Below are 18777 nucleotides of genomic sequence, written 5' to 3' on the forward strand. Positions count from 1 at the left end.
CGTGTCATCGCTTGGAGGTGAGCGGCGAGAAACGGCCATGCCTGCTACTCAGCGTCTCTTGCCGCGGGCCAGGGTCAGGCGGCGAGCGCCTGCTCTCTACGCACGTGGCGGATGGCTTGCAGTGCCAGCGCGTCGATGGAATCCGACAGCAGTACGTCGAACTCGGCGCGCCGCGCCGTCGGCATGGCCAGGGGCAGCTCGGTGCAACCCAGCACCACGGCCTGCGCCCCCCGGGCGGCCAGTCGCCGGATGCCGTCGGCGCAGGGCGCGAAGCCGTCCTCAGGTCGGTTGGCCTTGACAGCAGCGATGGCGGGCACGCAGAACTGCGCCACCTCCTCCTCGATGGGCTCGACCACGTCGAAGCCGGCTCTGCGCAGGCCCTTCTGATAGAGGCCCAGCGCGATTGTGGCCGGGGTTCCCAGAATGCCGATCGGGCCGCCGCGCACGCCGCGCCGCTGCAGATCCTCGATCACCGCGTCGACGATGTGTAGCATTGGCTTGCTGCTGGCGGCCTGCATATCGTCGAACCAGAGGTGTGCCGTATTGCACGGAGTGGCAATGCAGTCGGCGCCGGCGGCGATGAGCGTGCCGATGCCGCGAAGCATGGCCGGCAGCGGACTGGGGCCGCCGGCCATGTAGGCCGAAGAGCGGTCGGGCACGCTCGGGTCGTTGTACAGCATCACGGGAATGTGTTCCTGGTCCCGCTGGGCCGGCGTGAGCTGCACCACGCGCAGCGCGAACGCGGCGCCGGCCAGCGGCCCCATGCCGCCCAACACGCCCAGGCGCCTAGCCGGCGCGTCGGCAACGGGCGCCGTCACAGCGCGCTCCTCATGAGGCGGGCCGCCGCACGGGCCGCGGCCTGGCACGGGTCCACTACTGGAACGCCGACTTCCGCCTCCAACGGCGCGCGCAGGTCGGCCATGCCGGCACAACCCATCAGCAGCGCGTTGGCACCGTCCTCGTCGACCAGCTGGCGCGCAACGTTCACCATGCGGGCGAGGGCGTGCTCCGCCACGCCCGACAGGTGCACCGGCAGATCGAGCGGACGCTCGTTGACCACGTTGGCCCGCAGGCCCAGTGCGTCCCAATGGCGCAGGTGACGGGCAATGGCTGCGCCGGCGATCGCGATCACGCCCACCCTGTTGCCTTGCTCGATGGCATCGCGCAGGCCGGCCTCGCCCAGGCCGATGACGGGCTTGGCCGTGGCGCCGCGCGAGCCGGCCGCGCCAGGGTCGCTGAAGCACGCAACCACGAAGGCATCGGCCTGCGCCTCGTGCTGGGCGAAGTCGGCCACCACCAGTTGGGTGGCCAGCGCATAGTCGTCTTGCGTCACGATGCCGGGCGGGCCTTCGGCGCTGGTGTGGCAGTCGAAGTGGCACACCGACTCGTGCACCGTGGCGCGCATAGCGCGCGCCACGCTGTCGGTGACCGAGCGGCTGCTGTTCGGGTTGAGCACCCGTACTAGCGGGATGCGCGCGGCGGCGGTGCTCATTGCCCCTCCTTGTCCAGGCCGATCAGCGCCTTGAGCACGCGGCCTTGTGGTCGCTCGACGGCGCGTTGCGGCAGGTGCCCCTGCAGCGCTGGCGCGCCGCGGCGCAGGAACTGGCCGCTGCCGCGCTCGACCTGCAGCTGGTCGTTTTCAACCACCACGCGGCCCCGGCTGATCACGACCTCGGGCCAGCCGCGGATAGTGCGGCCTTCGTAGGGCGTGTAGCCGGTGTTGTCGTGCAGCATGGAGGCGGTGACGGTGGTTTCGCGCTCCGCGTTCCAGATCGCGATGTCCGCATCTGCGCCCAGCACGATCGCGCCCTTGCGCGGCGACATGCCGTACAGCTGCGCATGGTTGGTGCTGGCCAGCGCGACGAACTGGTGGATGTCCATGCGGCCCTTGAGAAACCCTTCGCTGAACAGCAGGGGCAGGCGCAGCTCGATGCCCGGCACGCCGTTGGCCATTTCCTTGAAGGTGGTGGCATCGCCATTGGGCAGCTTGCCGCTCTCGTCGAAGCGATAGGGTGCGTGGTCCGACGAGTAGGTGGAGAGCGTGCCGTCGATCAGGCCCTGCCACACCGCTTCCTGCGATGCCTCGTCGCGCGCCGGCGGTGAGCAGCAGAACATCGAGCCTTCCAGGCCCGGTCGGTCCATGTCCTCGGCCTTGAGGAACATGTATTGCGGGCAGCTTTCGGCCAGCACGTTGGCGCCGAGCTGACGCGCCTGGCGGATCACCTCGATGGTGTCGCGCCCGGCCACGTGCACCAGCAGCACCGGCGTGTCCACCAGCTGCGCCAGTGCGATGGCGCGGTAGGCAGCCTCGGTCTCGGCCAGCGGGTCGTGGGCCACGCTGTGGTACTTGGGCGCGGTGAGTTTGCGTTCGATGAGTCGCTGGGCGATCCAGCGGATCATGTCGTTGCTCTCGGCATGGATCATCACCAGCGCCTGCTCCTGGCGTGCCAGCGCCATCACGTCCAGCAACTGGTAGTCGTCCAGCTTCATCTTGTCGTAGGTCATGTAGACCTTGATGGAGTTGATGCCGTCGCGAATGGCCTGGGGCAGGTCGACGCCCAGCGCCTGCTCGTCGGGGTTGGCCAGGATCAGGTGGAAGCCGTAGTCGATCACGGCCTTCTCGGCCGCGCGCTGGCTGTAGTCGGCCAGCACCTCGGGAATGGACATGCCGCGATGCTGCGCGGCAAAGGGAACGATGGTGGTGGTGCCGCCGAAGGCCGCCGACACCGTGGCCGAGTAGAAGTCGTCCGCGCACATCATGCCCATGCCCGAGCGCTGCTCCACGTGGCAGTGGCTGTCGATACCACCGGGCAGCACCCAGCGGCCGGTGGCGTCGATGTCGCGCTTGCCCGGAGGCAGCGAGCCCCCGATGGCCGCAATGCAGCCATTGCGCACGCCAAGGTCACCCTCGACGACGCGGCCGTCGGTGACGATGCGCCCGCCCCGGATGGTCAGGTCGAAACGCTCATTGCCGTGCAGGTCCGAAGATGAAGGCAGCATCATGCTCAGGCTCCTTGCGCGCTCAGACCAGGGGCTCGCCCGCGCCGGTGCGCTCGACGATCAGCTTGTAGTGCTCGGGGCGGCGGTGCTTGGCGAAGTTGAAGACGTGCTGGCGGAAGTACTCGCCGATGGACAGGTCCGCGTTCACGCAAATCACCTCGTCCTCCTCGGTCAGGCTGCGCGCCACGATCTCGCCCGTGGGCGCGACGATGACCGAGCTGCCGATCATGTGGTGGCCATCCTCGGAGCCGCACTTGCCGGCCGCCGCCACCCACATGCCGTTCTGATAGGCATTGGCCTGCAGCGACACCAGGTGGGTGGTGGTGCGCAGGTGCGCCGGCTCGTTCCAATGGATGTTCTGCGACGGCGTGTTGTAGCCCAGCACGACCACTTCGGCGCTCTGCAGCGCCATCACGCGATAGGTTTCGGGCCAGCGGCGGTCGTTGCACAGGCACATGCCGAAGCGCACGTCCATGGCGTTGAACACGCGAAAGCCCAGGTCGCCCACTTCGAAGAACTTCTTCTCCAGGTGCTGGAAGGGTGCATCGGGCTTGTGGTCCGAGTGGCCGGGCAGGTGGATCTTGCGGTACTTGCCCACGATGGCGCCGCCGCGGTCCACGATGATCGCGGTGTTGAAGCGGCGGCCTTCGGGCGTCAGCTCGGCATAGCCCAGGTAGAAGCCCATCTGCAGTTCGCGCGCGGTATTGAACAGCGGCTGCACGTCGGCGTTGGGCATGGTCTTCTCGTAGAAGCGCTCGTCGGCCTCTTTCTCATCCATCCAGTAGCGCGGGAAGAAGGTGGTCAGCGCCAGTTCGGGAAAGACCACCATCTCGGCGCCGCGGCTCTTGGCTTCGCGCATCATCTCGACCAGGCGGCGCACGACCGCCGCACGGGTATCAGACAGGTGCACGGGTCCCATTTGGGCAACAGCCAGGCCCAGCGTGCGTTTGCTCGTCATCTTTCTCTTTCCTCAGGTTTTGACAGTCGGTTTTTCGGGGGGGCGGGGCGCGCGGGCGCCCTCAGACAGCGTCGGCGGAAGCGCCGCGCTGGCGGGCTTCGAGGCGATTGAGCAGAACCACCAGTGGCCACAGCAATGCCAGATAGATGGCGGCGGCCAGCACGATCGGCGTCGGGTTGTAGAGCATCGACTGCGCGGTGCGCGCGGCATACAGCATGTCGGGCACGGACACCACGCTGGCGATGGTCGTGAGCTTGACCACTTCGATCATGTTGCTCACCAGGTCGGGGAAGACATTGCGCACCGCCTGCGGGATCTCGATGTGGATCAGGCTTTGCAGGCGGCTCAGGCCGGTGGAGCGCGCCGCCTCGTGCTGGCCGCGCGACACGCTTTCTAGGCCCGCGCGGAAGATCTCGCCGAAGTAGCTGGAGTTGTTGAGCATGAAGCCCACCGCCACGCAGCCCATGGGCGACAGCTCCACGCCCAGGTAGGGCAGGCCGGTGTACAGGAAGATCAGCAACACCAGCGGCGGGAAAGCGCGGAACAGGTCGATGTAGACCACCAGCAGCGCACGCACCAGGCGGTTGCGCACCAGGAAGCCCGCCAGCGCCACCGCCAGGCCCGCCAGCAGGCCCAGCGGAATCACCCAGATCGAAATCTTGAGGCTGGTCCACAGGCCGGCCAGCACGTAGGGTGCGACTTCCCTGAGGACCTCGAGGTTGAAGAAGTAGTGAAGGATCTGTTCCATGGCTTCGTCCCTGGCCTTTAGTGCCGGCCGACGCCGTGGCGGCGCTCGATGTAGCGCCCGACGATCACCACGGGCAGGAAGATCACGAGGTAGCCGATGGCACCCAGCATCAACGGTGTGGGGTTGCCCGCGAAGCTGGTGGCCGAGGTTGCCTCGTTGAGAATTTCGTTGAGTGCCGCCACCGAGCCGTAGGCCGTGCCCTTGGTGATGGCGATCACGCGGTTGGTCAGCGGCGCGATCATGAGGCGGCAAGCCTGCGGCAGGATCACGTACGCCATAGCCTGCGTGTGCGTGAGGCCGGTAGAGCGCGCGGCCTCCATCACGCCGCGCGGCTGGCTTTCGATGCCGGCCCAGAACACCTCTTCCGAGAATGCCGCCAGCACCAGCGTGAGGGCCAGCCAGGTGGCCGCGAAGGCGCTGAGCGAGAAGTCCAGGAAGGGCAGCGCGTAGTAAAAGAGGATGATCAGCACCAGCGGCGGCAGCGCGCGGAAGATGTCGACCCAGGTCTTGATGACTCCGCGCAGTGCGCGAGAAGGCAGGCTGCGCAGGTAGGCCAGCAGCAGCCCCAGCGCCAGGCCCGCCACGATGATCGCCAGGCCCAGCTCGATGGTGACCACCGCACCCTTGAGAATCTGCGGCAGGTAGCGCGCCGCCACTTCACTGTTGAAGAAGGTGAAGACCAGTTGTTGCAGTTGCATGGGGCGTTCCGTCGCCTCAGACCGTGCGGTTGCCAATGCCGGCAATGAACGCCGCGGTGCGCGCCTGCGAAGGCTGCTCGAAGACCTGGGCTGGCGTGCCCTGCTCGACGATGACGCCCCCGTCCATGAACACCACGCGGTCCGACGCGGCCTTGGCAAAGCCCATCTCGTGCGTGACGACCGCCATGGTCATGCCGCCGCTGCGCAGCTCACGCATCACTTCCAGCACGCCGCCCACCATCTCGGGGTCCAGCGCGCTGGTCGGTTCATCGAACAGCACCAGCGCGGGCTGCAGCGCGATGGAGCGCGCAATGCCCACGCGCTGCTGCTGCCCGCCCGAGAGCTGGCCGGGGCGCGACTTGGCCTTGTGGTCCATGCCCACGCGCTTGAGCGCTTCCATGGCCACGGACTCGGCCTGCGCGCGCGCCATCTTCTTGACTTTGTGCAGGGCCAGCGTGACGTTGCCCAGCACGTCCAGGTGCGGGTACAGGTTGAAGGCCTGAAACACCATGCCCACCCGCTCGCGCAGGTGATTGAGGTTGGCGCCCGCGGCGTAGATGTCCTTGCCCTCGACCAGCACCGCGCCGCTGCTGGCGTCTTCCATGCGGTTGCAGCAGCGCAGGAAGGTGCTCTTGCCCGAGCCCGAGGGCCCGATGACCGAGACCAGCTCGCCCGCCTTGATCTCCAGATCGATGCCCTTGAGCACATGGGTCGAACCATAGTATTTCTGCAGGTTCTTGACCTGAAGCAGGGCGGGGGGGGCGGTAGCAGTCATCGACGGGGTGAGGGCAGGAATCAGCGGGCCGGAGCGGTTGCGCGAGCGTTTCAGCTGCTGCAGCGGGGCGTGACTGGGGCGGCTTCGTAGCCGAAGTGGTCGGGCACGCCGTGGCCGGCGGGCGAGACGACGGTGGCCGAATCGGGCTCGGGCGAGCCGCCGAACCACTTGGTGTAGAGCTTGGTGAGCGAGCCGTCCTTCTTCATGCACTTGAGCACGTTGCTGACTTCGTCGCGGCCGACCTTGTCGTCGATGCGAAAGGGAATGGCCCACACCGAGCCGGTCTTGATGACCGACACCGTCTTGATGGTGGGGTTGCTCTTCACCGCCCAGGCCGAAGGCGTGAGGCCGGCCAGGTTGGCGTCGGCGCGGCCCGAGATCACGGCCTGCACAGCGTCGGCGTTGGTGCCGTACACGGCGATCTCGTAGCCATACTGGGCCTGGTTGTTGCGCGCCCATTCCTCGGGGCCCGAGCCCTTGTTGACGGCGACGGTCTTGCCCTTGAAGTCCTTGATGTCCTTCACGTCGTCGCGACTCTTCTTCACCACGAGCGTGAAGTTGTTGTCCAGGTAGCCTTCGGTCAGAAGCACCGACTTCGCGCGCTCTTGCGAGACCGTGGTGGGCGCCATCAGGAAGTCGAACTTCTTGGCGTTGAGCGCGGGGATCAGCGCCGAGTACTGCGCGCCTTCGATCTCCAGCGGACGGCCCAGGCGTCGGGCGATTTCCTCGCCTAGTTCCACGTTGAAGCCCTGATAGCCTCCGCTGAGCTTGGGAAAGGCGTGCGGCGGGAAGTTGGGGTCGACGCCCGTGCGCAGCGGTGTGGTTGCTGCAGCGGCGCTGCCGATCAGCAGGGTCAGTCCGACCGGGACCGCAAGGGCTTGGATGAATCGCAACATGGTGAGGGCTCCAGATGAATACGTCTCCGGACGTACATCCGGCGCGTCCCTCGGTGCAAGGACCTTGTCGAGGGTGAAGCCAATTATTCGAATCGGCCCGCCAGCCGTCGATTCACGATTCGTCGCCAGCCCTTAATCTTTGGTTAAGGGGGGTGAACCCTGATGCACCGCCGCGGGGAGCCGCCGTGCGGGGCGCACAGGTTTCGGGCGCAGGGCTAGGCGCCCGAGGTGGGCGGCAGTGCGCCCTGATCCAGCATCTCGAGCTCCGAGGACAACTGTTCGGAGCGCGGCACGGCCATGCCGCGCTGCAGGAGCACGCTTCGAAAGCAGCGCACGAAGGCCTCGGTGGCCGGCGACAAGGGGTCGGTGCGCAGGTACACCAGGTGCGCGACCACCGGCTCAACCTCTTCCACTGGCAAGGTGCGCAGGCGCGACTCGGACCAGGCCAGCATGGTGAACTCGTCCACCAGGGCCACGCCCACGCCGAGCTGCACCAGCGCGCAGGCGTTCTGCGGCGAGCCCACTTCCACCGGCATTCGCGGCAATTCCTCGAGGCCGGCGAACAGGTTGCGCACGCGCTCGCCCAGCGGCGTGCCGCGCGGGTAGCCGATGAAGTCGAAGGGCAGCAGGTCGTTCACGCCCACCGCCGTGCGGCTGGCTAGCGGGTGATCGCGCGGGCAGATGCAGACGATGCGACAGCGTGCGATGGGCACCGACACCAGGCTCGGGTGGTCCACCGCGTCGAGCGAGATGCCCAGGTCCGCCTGCCGGCCCAGCAGGCGCTCGATCAGCAGGGCCTGCGTCATGGTGCGAAAGCGCACGTGGATCTCGGGATTGGCCTGGTGCAACTGCGCGATCGACATTGGAACGAGCACGTGGCCCACGCCGGGGCTGGAGACCACGCTCACCAGGCCGGTGCGCTGAGCCACAAGGTCCTGGGTGAGATCTCGGATGCGCTGCACGCCCAGGTAGACGTCGGCCACCTCGCGATACAGCCGGCGCGCCTCGTCCGTGGGAACGAGCCGGCCCTTCACGCGCGTGAACAGCGGGAACCTGAGTTGCGATTCGGTGTGAGAGAGCACTCGGCTAATGGCCGGCACCGACACATGCAGCAGGCGCGCAGCGTCGCTGGCAGTGCCGGTGGTCATGATGGCTCGAAAGACCTCGATTTGCCGGAGGTTCATGGAAGGCAGGTATTGAGTTCGCTAGCGTGTGATGAAGGGAAGTCCGGCTCTTGCTTGATCCAGGTCAACAAGGCGGCGCACCGCCGTGTGCGACCTTCGATCGCCATTGCAGAGCGGTGCCTCAGTTGTACACGGGTTGCAGGGCATTCCATGACCCACATGGTCTGGTCCAAGAACCTGAGCGTGCGCATCGATGCTATTTTCAGGCAGCATATGCGCATCCGGGCAGCATCAACGACGACGCGATCAACGCCTTAGCTGCGGACAGGATTGTCGCCAGCGCTTCATGAGCGTGGTCAAGGACACGATCGCGTCCGTGAGCACAATCAAGCATGTGGGAAAACGCTCGTTCGTCGCTCAGGCCAGGTCGGGCCGTTCGCGGAACTGGCGGCCGCGGGAAAGCGGCCATTCGGGGCGACAGTCGTTTTCGGGTACTTACTGGCCCTGGCCGGCTAGCATGTCGAAGACCGCAGCGCAGCGTGGGACTAAACCGCTCGCGCGGTAGCCCGCCGCACAGTCTGTGATTTAACAAGCATCGCGCCCCTGTCTATGTTGGGAACCGAGGCAATCGGCCTCGTTCTTCTGTTGGCGCCGACCGGAAACTGAGCCAGTTTTGGGGGGCGGCGGAAAACTTGGACTACCAGGAGGTAGTTCATGTATTCATACGAAGACCGCATCCGAGCGGTCACGCTCTACATCAAGCTGGGCAAGCGCACCGGGGCGACTATCCGCCAGTTGGGCTACCCGACGAAGAACTCTTTGAAGAGCTGGCATGAGGAGTACGAGCGGCGCCTGGACCTGTCGTCCGGCTACGTGCGCTCGAAGCCGAAGTATTCTCAAATTCAGAAGGAGCAGGCTGTCAAACACTACGCCGAGCACGGGCGCTGCATCGCCTCCACGGTCAAGGCGTTGGGCTATCCGTGCCGCGATTTGCTGCGTGCCTGGATTGATGAACTGGACCCCAACCCCCGGCAGCGCGTTGTCGGCAGGGCCGTCAGTGCACCTCGGCCGCCGCAACTGAAGAAGCTGGCGGTCCTCGAACTGTGCACTCGTGAGGGAAGTGCGCAGGTGGTTGCTCAGAAGCTTGGTGTGAGCAGGCCGACGTTGTACAACTGGAAGAACCAGCTTCTGGGACGTGAGGCACCCGCATCCATGAAACACACCAATCAGTCTCCACGGGCTCAAGAGCGCGACGAGCTCGAGCTCGAGCGCGAGGTTGAGGCGTTGCGCCGCGAAGTCAGGCAACTGCGCCTTGAGCAGGACCTCTTGAACAAGGCCAATGAACTGTTAAAAAAAGGCCTGGGCGTCGATCTGCAGCTCCTGTCCGACCGGGAGAAGACACTGCTGATTGACGCCCTCAAGGAGCATTACGGCTTGCCAGAGCTCCTTGCACAGTTGGGCATTGCACGTAGCTCGTACTTCTACCATCGGGCCCGCGCAGTGGTGGGCGACAAGTACCTCCAAGTGCGGCAGTCCATCACCGAGATCTTTGAGTCGAACCACCGTTGTTACGGCTACCGCAGGCTGCAGGCCTCGTTGACCAGGCAGCAGGTCAACATCTCGGAGAAGGTGGTGCAGCGGCTGATGAAGCAGGAGCGCCTGGTTGTTCCAATGCACAAGAAGCGCAGATACGCCTCGTACCTGGGGGAGATCAGTCCAGCACCAGAGAACATCATCAACCGCGACTTCCAGGCTGCGGCACCCAATGAGAAGTGGCTCACGGACATCACAGAGTTCCAGATCCCCGCCGGCAAGGTTTACCTGTCGCCGATCATCGATTGCTTCGACGGCATGGTGGTGAGCTGGGCCATTGGCACGAGCCCTGACGCTGAGTTGGTCAATACCATGCTGGATGCAGCCATCGAGACGGTGACGGACACCGCTGACCGGCCTGTGGTCCACTCCGACCGCGGCGGCCACTATCGCTGGCCAGGCTGGCTATCAAGAATGAGCGATGCCAATCTCATCCGCTCGATGTCCCGCAAGGCCTGCTCTCCGGACAATGCGGCTTGCGAAGGCTTCTTCGGTCGCCTCAAAAACGAACTGTTCTATCCTCGGGACTGGAAGGGCACGACCATCGAACAGTTCATTGAAGTGGTCGACTCGTACATCCGTTGGTACAACGAGAAGCGGATCAAGATCTCCCTTGGCTCTCTCAGCCCCATCGAATACCGGGTGAGCCTTGGACTTGCGGCATAAAACCAGTCCAAGTTTTCCGCCGCACCCCCCAAGAAAAATGACTCTCCGCCGCGTCTTCGCCGCAGGTGAAGAGATGGGCTTCAATCGGGTCTGTGTGCTGAGGTGGACTCTCAATCTACGGTCGCGCCCGAGCGCTTTACGACTTCATTCCAGCGGGGAATTTCGGTAGTCATGAGTTTGGCGAAGTCGTCCTGACTTTGAGTGCTTAGAACGATGCCAACTTGCTCCATCCTGTTCTTCAACTCGGGGCGGGACTGAGCCTCCTTGAACGCACGATGAAGTTTGGTCACAACGTCCGGAGGCGTGCCCTTCGGGACGAAGACGCCATACCAGGGCGCGACCTCATAGTCGGGCAAGATCTCCCGGATTGACGGCACGCCAGGCATGCTCGCGATCCGAGGGCCGGTCATCCCAAGCGCCCGCAGCCGACCGCTTTGAAACATACCAGTCGTCGATGCAGGGGCCAGGATTGCGAAGTCGACCTGCCCGGCGGCCAGCGCATTGCTTGCCGCGGGGGCGCCGCCGAAGGGAATGTGCTGAAACTTGACGCCTGCGGCTTGCGCCAGCATGGCCGTCGCGAGGTGATTCACGCTGCCATTTCCTGGTGTGGCGTAAGTCAGCGGCGCGGAAGCCTTGCGTGCAGCCTCGAGGAAGGACTTCAGATCTTTGATTGGCGAGTCTCCACGCACGGCAAGCACGATGTTCCCCGTGCCAAGGATCACGACAGGCACAAAATCGCTCGCGACGTCATAGCCCGGCTTGCTGTAGAGGGCCGGATTGATCACATGATTCAGCGAGTTCATCACGATCGTGTATCCGTCGGGCTTCGCTCGTGCTACGAGCGCCGTCCCGATGTTTCCGCCGGCGCCTGGGCGGTTGTCGATCACGATCGGCTGTTTGAGGAGCGCGCTGGCATCGTTTGCCACCGCCCGTGCAATCACGTCACTTCCGCTTCCCGCCGCGACGGGTATGACCATCGTGATCGGGCGGGAGGGAAAAACTTGGGCGTGCGCCACCGAGGCGAGTGCCCAGGCAGCAATGGCAAGGCACGCAGTGACCTGGCCGAACAGAGAGTGTCTTGGGAGAGCGTATGTCATGTGAAGCTCTTGCTGAGTTGGGGGCGAGATGCGCCCCGGTGGAAATCAGCTTAAGCACTGCCGGTAAATGACACAAATTCAAAACGCTCATCAGAAGAATGAGCGCGGCTCATGCGCTCTCTGAGAGTACATATCGCGGTGGAGCCTCGAGGCATGAAGACGCGATCAACTGCAGCTGCGACGCACGATGCAGAGATCTTCGCGCTCATCTCGCAGGCAACACGATTGGCTTGCAACTGTTACAAGGCTGCGCTTGGCTAGTAAACGAATGGACTTTCGGCCCAGGCCGATTTCTTGGACGCCTGCCACTCTTCGAAGATGCGCTCAATGATCCCGCGAAACCAGGTGGTGGCCGGGTCGGTCGCCATCTGTCGGTGCAATACGAGGGAGATGGTCAATGGGGGAAGCGGCAAAGGCGGTGGAGCCAGCATCACTTCGCTCTTCTCGTCCAGAAGTGGCAGGATGCTGTCGCCGCAGTGCGTGATGAGATCCGTGCCGCGCAGAACCCATGGAATGATGAGGTAGTTGGGAATGGTCGCTGCGACTTTGCGACGCAGCCCCCGTTCCTTGAGCGCTCGGTCGGCAAGGCTTTCCGACATGCCATCGGCGGAGATCTGGACGTGTGTCGCCGCAAGGTATGACTCGAGCGTGAGAGGGTGCTGCAGGAGCGAGCTGCCGCGCCACATGGCGCACACCAATCTGTCCTGCCCCAACTCCAGCTTGAGCAAGCCCGGATCCTCGACGTCGAAGTTCCCCATGATGGCGCAGTCCAGTTGATGCGAGTGAATCAATGGGGCTACTTCATCGCGCGCGGCAGGAATGACGTTCAGCGTGGCATTCGGTGCCTTCTCCGCCAACTCCTTGATCAAGTTGGGCAGGAAGATCATGGCGTGGTAGTCGATCAGGCCAACCCGGAAGTTCGCCCGCGTTTGCGAAGGATCAAAACGCTGGTGACGGTCGACTGTGGCCCGGATGCTGGACAGAGCCGTGGAGATGTCGACTGCCAACTCGATAGCTCGCGGGGTGGGCTTCATCGTGCCGCCATCGCGCACGAACAGCTCATCGTTGAACAACGACCGCAACTTCGCCAATGAGTGGCTGATCGCCGATTGCGTACGGCACAGCCGGTCCGCTGTCACGGTGACGTTGCGCTCTCGCATAAGCACATCGAACACTCGAAGCAGATTCAGGTCGATGGAGTCGAAGTTCATGCAATGTCCGAAGCAAACACCATCAGCGGCACCTTGGAAGCGGCACGTCACCAAGCAAAGGCTGCGTGCTTTCCGCTAGAGATTTTCGAGGCGAAAGTGAGGTGTTCCAGTATGACTCACACTCATTCCAATCATTAAAACACGGAATTTGCTTCATGAACTGCCGAGGCCTAGACTGCCGTGAAACGCCGTGACAGTCCGCCCATCGGTTCGGACGTGCAGGGCGCCAGACACCGAAAATGCCCACGTAAATCCATGAAGCTGATTCCCGAAATCGTCGCCTCCGCCGACATGATTCGTGCCTTTCGCAGGCACCTGCATGCTCGGCCCGAGCTGGGTTATGACGTCCACGGCACGTCTCAGTTTGTCGCAGAGCGCTTGTCCGAGTGGGGTATCGAGGTGACTCGCGGCATCGGAAAGACGGGCGTGGTGGGAACGCTTCGCCGGGGTAGGAGCACGCGTGCAATCGGCCTTCGAGCCGACATGGATGCGCTCCCCATTGAGGAGGCGAACACCTTCGAGCATCGCTCGCAGCACGCTGGAATGATGCACGCCTGTGGTCATGATGGACACACGAGCATGCTTCTGGGCGCTGCTCGCCACTTGGCGCTGGAGGGCGACTTCGATGGGGTCGTGCACTTCATCTTTCAGCCGGCCGAAGAGGGGCTGGCTGGGGGGCGTGCGATGGTTCAGGATGGTCTGTTCGACCGATTCCCGTGCGAGGCGATCTTCGGAGTTCACAACTGGCCTGGCTTGCCGGTCGGCCATATCGGTTCCCGACCCGGCCCGCTGATGGCCGCAAGCGCGACCTTCGAAGTGATTGTGACGGGCATTGGCAGTCATGCTGCAATGCCACATGCTTCTGCCGATGCGCTGCTTGCGGCCAGCCAGATTGTCGTTGCGCTGCAAAGCATCGTCAGCCGTAATGTGGACCCGATCGATTCGGCAGTGCTCTCGGTGTGCAAGATCAACGGAGGTCGTGCCGACAACGTGATCGCCAAGGACTGCAGGCTTTCTGGCGCTGTACGGACCTTTGATGACAGTTTGCTGCGCAACATCGGAAAGCGGATCGAAGAAGTTGCGCAATCCGTTGCCAAGGCCTTCGGTTGCGATGCCCTGGTCGAGTTCCGGCTTGCCTACCCCGCAACGGTGAATGATCCCGATATGGCTGCCTTCGCCATGGACGTCGCCCAGAGCGTCGTAGGGCGCGACAACGTATCTCGTGCCATCAGGCAGACCATGGCCGGCGAAGACTTCGCCTTCATGCTGAAAGAGTGCCGCGGGTGCTATGCATTCATTGGTAACGGCGATGGTTCTCATCGCGAGCCAGGCTCAGGCATGGGGCCGTGTGAACTCCACAACGATAGCTACGATTTCAATGACGAGTTGCTGCCGATTGGGGCGACCTACTTCGTCCAGCTCGCGAATCGATATCTCAAAGATGGTGCTCGTTCGAGTTCGGACGCGTCCTGACCTCGAGGCTAAGCGGCGCTTGTCTCGCTGGAAGACCGAGCCGTCACGGTGAATGGGTCGACCAGCACCAGAAGTGGAGCACCGCCCAAGTGAATTTCCACAGAGGCGGTGCAACGAGATCTTGAGAACTGCCGTGCCAAGCATGCCGATCTGATAGATCCGGCCGATGCGCGCACACCCGAGAGTTAGAAGTCAGATTGCGCGAGTCGCCGACTAGCGCTGTCTTTTGCCACCTTCATGAGTAAAAAAACAAGGCATTGCCTTGGGTCGTCGCGCGGGCGACTAGTCAACGCATTCGAAGACTAGAGAAATTGCCACTCACAAATGAGCCGAGTTCATTTGAATTATTAGAACTTCGAATTTGCCGTGGAAGAGTCCGATTTCTAAACTTCCAGCACAAATTTCAACCGAGAAATCGGATCAAGGACCAACTGTGCAGACCTCCACGCTTTCGAACGATCAGATTGAGAAATCTCGTCGCGATATCCCGTATCTCCAGGACATCGTCTATGTCGACAACGCTGCCGTGTCGCCGGTGCCCTCCAGGGTTGAAAAAGCCTCCAATCGATACACGGAGCTGACGGTGCGCAATCTGCGCGAAGTCACTGAAATAGCGATCGATGAGTTCGACCGCGGTCGAGCGCTTGCGGCGATGTTGGTGGGGAGCTCACCGAGCAGCATTGCGTACGTTCAGAACACATCGCATGGTCTCTCGCAGGTCGCAATGGGAATTGAGTGGCGCGAGGGCGACAACCTGGTCGTTCCAGCTCAGGAGTTCCCCTCGAACTATCTTTGCTGGCTCCAGCTTCAAAAGCTCGGCGTCGAAGTTCGCAGGGTGGAGTCGACAAATGGTCGAATCGAGCCGGAAGATCTGATGCCTCACGTCGATCGCCGCACGCGGCTCGTATCCATCAGCCACGTTCAGTTCTACAGCGGTTTCCGCGTGGATCTCGGAAAGATCGCCGAAGTCTGTGCGAAGCATCACGCATTGCTCGTCGTCGACGGAACCCAATCGATCGGCGCAATGTCCCTCTCAGTTGAAGCAAGTGGCGTCGACGTCCTGGTAGTCAGCGGCCACAAATGGATGCTCGCACCCCGGGGTATTGGTTTCATGGCCATGTCCGACCGAGCTCTGGAGGTAGTTCAGCCAAGAATCGTTGGGTGGCTGAGCGTGAACGAGCCCTTTGCTTTCAAGAGAACGCTCGACCTGCTGCCCGATGCAAGGCGCTTCGAGTCGGGCACGCCCAACGGTTCAGGGATCTACGGTCTGACCGAGCGCCTGAGGCAAATTTATGAGCTCGGGCCACAGGCAATACATCGCCGTGTCCTGCATCTGCACGAGTACATGAAGCAGCGTTGCTTGCAGGCCGGTCTGGAGGTTGTCTTTGACTTCGAGGAGTGCTCCCGTTCGGGGATCCTTCTGGTGCGCAAGCCCGGCACGCCGGCAGAAACGCTGCATGCAGCACTGAACGCGGCTGGAATCTATGCGAGCGTTCGCAGTAACGCCATTCGTCTTTCGCCGCATTACTACAACACCGACGAAGAGATGGACCGAATCGTGAACACGATGTCGGAGGTTTCATCATTGACAGTCTGATCCTGAATTCGCACGGCCCTGAGGCTCAGTCCATGGGCGGTATCGCCGTGCCTTTCCGAATTGAATGGCGAGGTCACTATGACTTTCGCTCACATCGAACATGATGAATAACAATTTCATTTGTCGATGTCTCACTGCTAAATTTTCAACTTTCTAGCAATACTCAAACGGAGACAAAGATGGCCCTCAACAGATTTCATTTGATTGCGACAACAGTCACTCTTTCCTGCGTATCGACATTGGCGATGTCGCAGGCTCTCCCCAAGAACTCCGAAGTCAAGTCCACGGGAAAGCTTCGGATCACAAACACCCTGTCCTATGCGCCCTTCGAATTTGCTGACGAGGCAGGAAACCCCGCAGGTCTGAACATCGAACTCGCAAAGGCCGCCGCCAATGCGTTGGGTGTTGAGCTGGAAGTTTCGCGTCAACCTTTCCCCTCGCAGATCCCGGGGCTGGCTGCCGGGCGAACCAAGGTGGCTTGGGCCAGCTTCACAGTGACCTCCGAGCGCCTGAAGCAGGTGGACTTTGTGACCTTCCTGCGAGCTGGAACCGTATTGCTGGTGCCCACGGAGAAGGCCGTGAACTTCAAGACCAAGGACGACCTGTGCGGTGCGCAAGTCGCAGTCCAGTCGGGGGCGGCTGCTGACTTTGCTGCTGACAAGATCAGCGCAGAGTGCAAGTCCAAGGGGAAGGAGGCGATCAAGAAGGCCATCTATCCCGACCAGAAGGAAGCCATCCAAGCTGTTGTGACCGGACGCGTGGTGGGGCGGCTGGACGATGCGACGGCAGGTTCGTACTACGCGTCGCGCAGCGCAGGGAAGATGGTTGTTGTTCCAGGCGAGTATTCGCCCTTGCCGCTCGGTGTGGCCGTAGCCAAGGGCGATACCGAGTCGGCCGAGATGATGCGTGCAGTGCTGCAACGGCTGATGGACGACGGCAGCTACAAGGCGATCATCAACAAGTACGGCATGGGACTCGCCGCCATCGACAAGTCTGTGGTGGTCACAAGCGCAGAACAACTCCCGAAGCAATAAGCACGGCCTCAGGCGAAAGAGATTCCCTGTTTGACGACAGGGCGGACCTCTGACGCCCGTTCCATCGCGTTGTCTACGCGCTTCATTGGCCTCGCCGATTCGCTTTCTCTCCAGATTCCATCATGTCAAATCAAAAAATTCGAGACCCTCGGGAGTCTTCCTTTCTTCGTCCGGAAGAGCTGGAAGTCGTCCCTCTGCGCCATCCGTGGCTGTATGTCGCCATTGGCCTCTTGCTCGTCGGGCTGGTCGCAATTGGGCACGCGGTCGTTACCAACCGCGAGTTCCAGTGGCCAGTCGTCGGGCAGTACCTCTTCCACCCTCTCATCCTGCAGGGGCTGTGGACGACGATCCTGCTGACAATTGTCATCATGGTGCTTGCGGTAGCGATCGGCACCGTCGTTGCCCTGATGATGCTCTCCACGAGCAAGATGCTCTCCACGTCGGCCACGACATTCGTCTGGTTGTTTCGCGGAGCGCCGGCACTTGTCCAGCTCATACTCTGGTACAACCTTTCGCTGGTCTTCAAGACCGTGACCCTTTGGTTGCCGGGCATCGGAACCGTCTTCTCGGTATCGATGAACGACATCATGACGCCGTTCGTGGCGGCAATCATCGCGCTGTCATTGCATGAAGCCGGGTACATGGCCGAGATCGTCCGTGGCGGATTGAAGGCCGTCGCAAAGGGGCAGACGGAGGCTGCGGTTTCACTCGGAATGAAGCCAAGCCAGCTGCTGCGCCGCATCGTCATCCCGCAAGCGATGCGCATGATCATCCCTCCGACCGGCAATGAGACGATCAATCTGCTGAAGATGACCTCCCTGGTCAGCACGATCGCAGTGGGTGACCTGCTGTACTCCGCACAGGCGATCTATGCCCGCACCTTCGAGACCATCCCCTTGCTTCTGGTGGTCACCATCTGGTACCTGATCGCCGTGTCGGTGATGTCCATTGGCCAGTATCACCTGGAGCGCCACTTCTCTCGCGAAGAGCACGCAGCCAAGCCGAGCCTCTACAAGGACGTCTTCTCCCGCATGTTCACTTTTCAACGTAAGGGGGTATCGGCATGAACGCCACCGTCTCACACAGAGCCAAATTCGGCGTTTCTGAGAACGTCGCTGTTCACGCCAAGGGCGTCCGCAAATCGTTCGGCGCTCTCGAGGTGCTCAAGGGCGTGGACTTGCAGGTGGCAGAAGGAACGGTTGCCTGCATCATCGGACCCTCCGGCTCGGGAAAGAGCACATTTTTGCGCTGCATCAACCACCTGGAAGAGATCAACGGCGGGTTGTTGTTGGTGCAAGGTGATTTCGTCGGCTACCGCTTGGTTGGCAGCAAGTTGCACAAGCTCTCAGCCTCTGAGATTTGCGAACGGCGTGCGGAAGTGGGGATGGTGTTCCAACAGTTCAACTTGTTCCCACACATGACGGTGCTGGAGAACGTGATTGAGGCACCGATCCAGGTGAGGCACGAAGACTCTGCGAGTGCGAAGCGCTTTGCGCTGGAGTTGCTTCAACGGGTCGGTCTCACACACAAGAAGGACGACTATCCGCGCAATCTTTCAGGCGGGCAGCAGCAACGCGTGGCCATCGCGCGCGCATTGGCCATGAAGCCCAAGGTCCTGCTATTCGATGAGCCGACGTCTGCGCTCGACCCGGAACTGGTGGGCGAAGTCTTGACGGTGATGAAAGACCTCGCGAACAGCGGGATGACGATGGTCGTGGTGACCCACGAGATTGGTTTTGCGCGAGAAGTTGCCGACGAGCTCGTCTTCATGGACGGCGGGGTCGTCGTCGAGAAAGGGGATCCGCGGGAAATGATCGCGAACCCACAGTCAGCGCGCACTCGAGAGTTCCTCGCGAGGGTGCTCTGAGTGTTTCATAGCAAGAAGCTGGACGGGCCGCCGATCTCAT

The 18777-nt window shown here is 62.4% G+C and carries 17 protein-coding genes; 6 read left to right on the forward strand and 11 right to left on the reverse strand.

The features are described from left to right. Positions 1-74 precede the first annotated feature (74 nt). From FFI97_RS23115 to FFI97_RS23155, 9 genes are all read right to left on the reverse strand, one after another. Positions 75-818 carry an aspartate/glutamate racemase family protein gene (locus FFI97_RS23115; protein ID WP_260685118.1) on the reverse strand — a complete coding sequence of 248 codons (744 nt, stop codon included), beginning with the start codon at positions 816-818 and terminating at the stop codon, positions 75-77. After that, entirely contained in the window at positions 815-1492 is a 678-nt protein-coding gene (locus tag FFI97_RS23120; protein WP_139704992.1) for an aspartate/glutamate racemase family protein, read from the reverse strand. Before FFI97_RS23120 ends, FFI97_RS23115 begins: the two co-directional genes overlap by 4 nt. Further along, positions 1489-3003 carry a dihydropyrimidinase gene (hydA, locus tag FFI97_RS23125; RefSeq protein WP_260685119.1) on the reverse strand — a complete coding sequence of 505 codons (1515 nt, stop codon included), beginning with the start codon at positions 3001-3003 and terminating at the stop codon, positions 1489-1491. The genes FFI97_RS23120 and hydA overlap by 4 nt, the downstream gene beginning before the upstream one ends. A 19-nt stretch (positions 3004-3022) precedes the next feature. Beyond that, the gene (locus FFI97_RS23130) at positions 3023-3958 is read right to left on the reverse strand and encodes an N-carbamoyl-D-amino-acid hydrolase (RefSeq protein ID WP_139704994.1); all 936 of its coding nucleotides are present in this window, start codon (positions 3956-3958) and stop codon (positions 3023-3025) included. Between the two features lie 61 nt (positions 3959-4019). Beyond that, positions 4020-4706 carry an amino acid ABC transporter permease gene (locus FFI97_RS23135; RefSeq protein ID WP_139704996.1) on the reverse strand — a complete coding sequence of 229 codons (687 nt, stop codon included), beginning with the start codon at positions 4704-4706 and terminating at the stop codon, positions 4020-4022. A gap of 17 nt (positions 4707-4723) precedes the next feature. Beyond that, positions 4724-5404, reverse strand: coding sequence for an amino acid ABC transporter permease (locus FFI97_RS23140; RefSeq protein ID WP_260685120.1), 681 nt, complete (start codon positions 5402-5404; stop codon positions 4724-4726). Between the two features lie 16 nt (positions 5405-5420). After that, positions 5421-6179: an amino acid ABC transporter ATP-binding protein gene (locus FFI97_RS23145; protein ID WP_313906291.1), complete on the reverse strand. Its 759-nt coding sequence runs from the start codon at positions 6177-6179 to the stop codon at positions 5421-5423. A 50-nt stretch (positions 6180-6229) separates the two neighbouring features. Beyond that, entirely contained in the window at positions 6230-7075 is an 846-nt protein-coding gene (locus FFI97_RS23150) for a transporter substrate-binding domain-containing protein (RefSeq protein WP_139704998.1), read from the reverse strand. Between the two features lie 215 nt (positions 7076-7290). Then, positions 7291-8259 (reverse strand): LysR family transcriptional regulator, encoded by a 969-nt coding sequence (locus tag FFI97_RS23155; RefSeq protein WP_139704999.1) that lies wholly within the window; start codon positions 8257-8259, stop codon positions 7291-7293. 654 nt (positions 8260-8913) lie between these two features. Between FFI97_RS23155 and FFI97_RS23160 the strand changes: the two genes are divergently transcribed. Then, on the forward strand, positions 8914-10458 hold the full coding sequence (locus FFI97_RS23160) for an IS3 family transposase (protein ID WP_139705001.1): 1545 nt from the start codon (positions 8914-8916) through the stop codon (positions 10456-10458). A gap of 110 nt (positions 10459-10568) precedes the next feature. On the opposite strand, the gene FFI97_RS23165 is transcribed toward FFI97_RS23160, so the two are convergent. Together FFI97_RS23165 and FFI97_RS23170 are read right to left on the reverse strand one after the other, a co-directional pair. Then, positions 10569-11555 carry a Bug family tripartite tricarboxylate transporter substrate binding protein gene (locus tag FFI97_RS23165; RefSeq protein WP_139705003.1) on the reverse strand — a complete coding sequence of 329 codons (987 nt, stop codon included), beginning with the start codon at positions 11553-11555 and terminating at the stop codon, positions 10569-10571. A gap of 257 nt (positions 11556-11812) precedes the next feature. Beyond that, the gene (locus tag FFI97_RS23170) at positions 11813-12766 is read right to left on the reverse strand and encodes a LysR family transcriptional regulator (protein ID WP_139705005.1); all 954 of its coding nucleotides are present in this window, start codon (positions 12764-12766) and stop codon (positions 11813-11815) included. Between the two features lie 255 nt (positions 12767-13021). Between FFI97_RS23170 and FFI97_RS23175 the strand changes: the two genes are divergently transcribed. The 5 genes from FFI97_RS23175 to FFI97_RS23195 all read left to right on the forward strand — a co-directional run bounded on the left by FFI97_RS23175 (position 13022) and on the right by FFI97_RS23195 (position 18737). Then, the gene (locus FFI97_RS23175; RefSeq protein WP_139705007.1) at positions 13022-14239 is read left to right on the forward strand and encodes a M20 aminoacylase family protein; all 1218 of its coding nucleotides are present in this window, start codon (positions 13022-13024) and stop codon (positions 14237-14239) included. A gap of 433 nt (positions 14240-14672) precedes the next feature. Further along, positions 14673-15836, forward strand: coding sequence for an aminotransferase class V-fold PLP-dependent enzyme (locus FFI97_RS23180; protein ID WP_185993695.1), 1164 nt, complete (start codon positions 14673-14675; stop codon positions 15834-15836). 179 nt (positions 15837-16015) lie between these two features. Beyond that, positions 16016-16870, forward strand: coding sequence for an ABC transporter substrate-binding protein (locus FFI97_RS23185; RefSeq protein WP_139705012.1), 855 nt, complete (start codon positions 16016-16018; stop codon positions 16868-16870). Between the two features lie 122 nt (positions 16871-16992). After that, entirely contained in the window at positions 16993-17937 is a 945-nt protein-coding gene (locus FFI97_RS23190) for an amino acid ABC transporter permease (protein WP_095949219.1), read from the forward strand. Then, a complete protein-coding gene (locus FFI97_RS23195; RefSeq protein ID WP_139705014.1) occupies positions 17934-18737 on the forward strand; it encodes an amino acid ABC transporter ATP-binding protein in 804 nt (267 codons plus the stop codon). Before FFI97_RS23190 ends, FFI97_RS23195 begins: the two co-directional genes overlap by 4 nt. Positions 18738-18777: the final 40 nt, after the last annotated feature.

This window comes from Variovorax sp. KBS0712 (genome assembly GCF_006323185.2).
Classification (GTDB): domain Bacteria; phylum Pseudomonadota; class Gammaproteobacteria; order Burkholderiales; family Burkholderiaceae_C; genus Variovorax; species Variovorax boronicumulans.

Bases quoted from the DNA above. Each gene is read 5' to 3' on its own strand.
- FFI97_RS23130 (WP_139704994.1), bottom strand. From the start codon at position 3,958: ATGACGAGCAAACGCACGCTGGGCCTGGCTGTTGCCCAAATGGGACCC.
- FFI97_RS23175 (WP_139705007.1), top strand. From the start codon at position 13,022: ATGAAGCTGATTCCCGAAATCGTCGCCTCCGCCGACATGATTCGTGCC.
- FFI97_RS23150 (WP_139704998.1), bottom strand. From the start codon at position 7,075: ATGTTGCGATTCATCCAAGCCCTTGCGGTCCCGGTCGGACTGACCCTG.
- FFI97_RS23170 (WP_139705005.1), bottom strand. From the start codon at position 12,766: ATGAACTTCGACTCCATCGACCTGAATCTGCTTCGAGTGTTCGATGTG.
- FFI97_RS23145 (WP_313906291.1), bottom strand. From the start codon at position 6,179: ATGACTGCTACCGCCCCCCCCGCCCTGCTTCAGGTCAAGAACCTGCAG.
- FFI97_RS23160 (WP_139705001.1), top strand. From the start codon at position 8,914: ATGTATTCATACGAAGACCGCATCCGAGCGGTCACGCTCTACATCAAG.
- FFI97_RS23155 (WP_139704999.1), bottom strand. From the start codon at position 8,259: ATGAACCTCCGGCAAATCGAGGTCTTTCGAGCCATCATGACCACCGGC.
- FFI97_RS23190 (WP_095949219.1), top strand. From the start codon at position 16,993: ATGTCAAATCAAAAAATTCGAGACCCTCGGGAGTCTTCCTTTCTTCGT.
- FFI97_RS23140 (WP_260685120.1), bottom strand. From the start codon at position 5,404: ATGCAACTGCAACAACTGGTCTTCACCTTCTTCAACAGTGAAGTGGCG.
- FFI97_RS23120 (WP_139704992.1), bottom strand. From the start codon at position 1,492: ATGAGCACCGCCGCCGCGCGCATCCCGCTAGTACGGGTGCTCAACCCG.
- FFI97_RS23135 (WP_139704996.1), bottom strand. From the start codon at position 4,706: ATGGAACAGATCCTTCACTACTTCTTCAACCTCGAGGTCCTCAGGGAA.
- FFI97_RS23195 (WP_139705014.1), top strand. From the start codon at position 17,934: ATGAACGCCACCGTCTCACACAGAGCCAAATTCGGCGTTTCTGAGAAC.
- FFI97_RS23185 (WP_139705012.1), top strand. From the start codon at position 16,016: ATGGCCCTCAACAGATTTCATTTGATTGCGACAACAGTCACTCTTTCC.
- hydA (WP_260685119.1), bottom strand. From the start codon at position 3,003: ATGATGCTGCCTTCATCTTCGGACCTGCACGGCAATGAGCGTTTCGAC.
- FFI97_RS23165 (WP_139705003.1), bottom strand. From the start codon at position 11,555: ATGACATACGCTCTCCCAAGACACTCTCTGTTCGGCCAGGTCACTGCG.